This window comes from Vibrio sp. YT-19(2023), from assembly GCF_033337395.1.
Genome location: NZ_JAWOQN010000102.1, coordinates 1 through 1361 on the forward strand (window position 1 = coordinate 1; position 1361 = coordinate 1361).

Genomic DNA, 1361 nt, shown 5'->3' on the forward strand with positions numbered 1-1361 from the left:
TTGGTTAGTTGATAGCCTTGATCTAGCAAGCTCTGGCTGTCCCTTGCAAGGGTAGCAGGATTACAAGAAACATAAACTACACGCTGAGCGCCAAGCGCAGAAACTTGATCGATGATCCCACTCGCTCCTGCTCGTGCAGGGTCCAGCAATACTTTGTCAAACTTTTCCGCAGCCCAAGCTTGGCCGTCAAAATCCTGCTCAAGGTTAGCGTGATAAAATTGCGCGTTATTGATTTGGTTCAAAGATGCATTATTTGAGGCTTTTTCGACCATCTCAGCCACACCTTCTACGCCAACGACATGTTTAGCACGCTTTGCGATCGGCAAGCTGAAGTTGCCTAATCCACAGAACAAATCTAACACTCGTTCGTCACTTTGAGGGTCTAACCACTCAATCGCCTGTTCCACCATTTTCTGGTTCACCGCTTGGTTGACCTGAATAAAGTTGTTCGGAGCAAAAGGGATTTTTACGCCCGCTTCTTGATAGAAAGGCACCTCACCTGCAACTAAGTTAAGTTGGTCAGTTTCTGGCATCAGATACAACGAGGCTTGATGGCGTGTCGCTAATTCAACTAATGCACTGACTTCTTCATCGGCCAAATTACTTAAGTATCGCAGCGTGATACAAGGCCCGTTGTCACCCAACACCAGTTCTACATGCCCCAATTGCTCTGGCTTTTTGAACGCTGTTAGCACCGAATAAATCTCAGGCAATAGCACATTCAACTCAGGAGCCAATACCGGACAATCCGTCACTTGCGCAATTTGCTTGCTTTGCTTTTTGCGGAAGCCGAAGTGCAACTGACGCGTTTTCTTATCGACAAACAAACTCACGCGAGCACGACGTCGGTAGCCCAATGACTCGCCCAATACTGGCGCATCTAACTCAATGTCACTGCCAGCAAATTTTCGCATTAACTGACGCAGCGTCTGCTGTTTGTGCGTCAATTGTTGGTCATAATTGAGGTGCTGCAAATCACAACCGCCACATTCATGATAATGCGGACAAAATGGCTCAACGCGCGCGTCGCTTGGCTTTAGGATTTTAATCAGCTTGCCGCGAGCAAATTTGCTCTTCTCTTCCACCAATTGCGTCACCACTTCTTCACCTGGTAATGCGCCGTCAATGAACAACGGTTTCTTTTTAAGGTAAGCAATACCTGCGCCGTGGTGATCCAAACGCTCTACTTGTACCGCTTGGTGACGAGTGTTTAATTGCGTTTTCTTTTTAGGTTGAAAGATACGTGCCATGCTCTGTGCCTGATTAGTGTCTAATTGCTCTGCTGCTTCACTATTCTTGATTGCAGCCGTTGTGTGATTCGAGTGACTTGATTATGCTTACCGTTTATTCGGTGACGTCAC

General features: G+C 47.0%; 1 protein-coding gene. It reads right to left on the bottom strand.

Going from position 1 to position 1361, the window contains the following annotated elements; genetic code table 11:
* On the bottom strand, positions 1-1250 hold a 1250-nt coding region (gene rlmD / locus R7E78_RS24130), incomplete at its 3' end, for a 23S rRNA (uracil(1939)-C(5))-methyltransferase RlmD (protein ID WP_318058339.1).
* Positions 1251-1361: the final 111 nt, after the last annotated feature.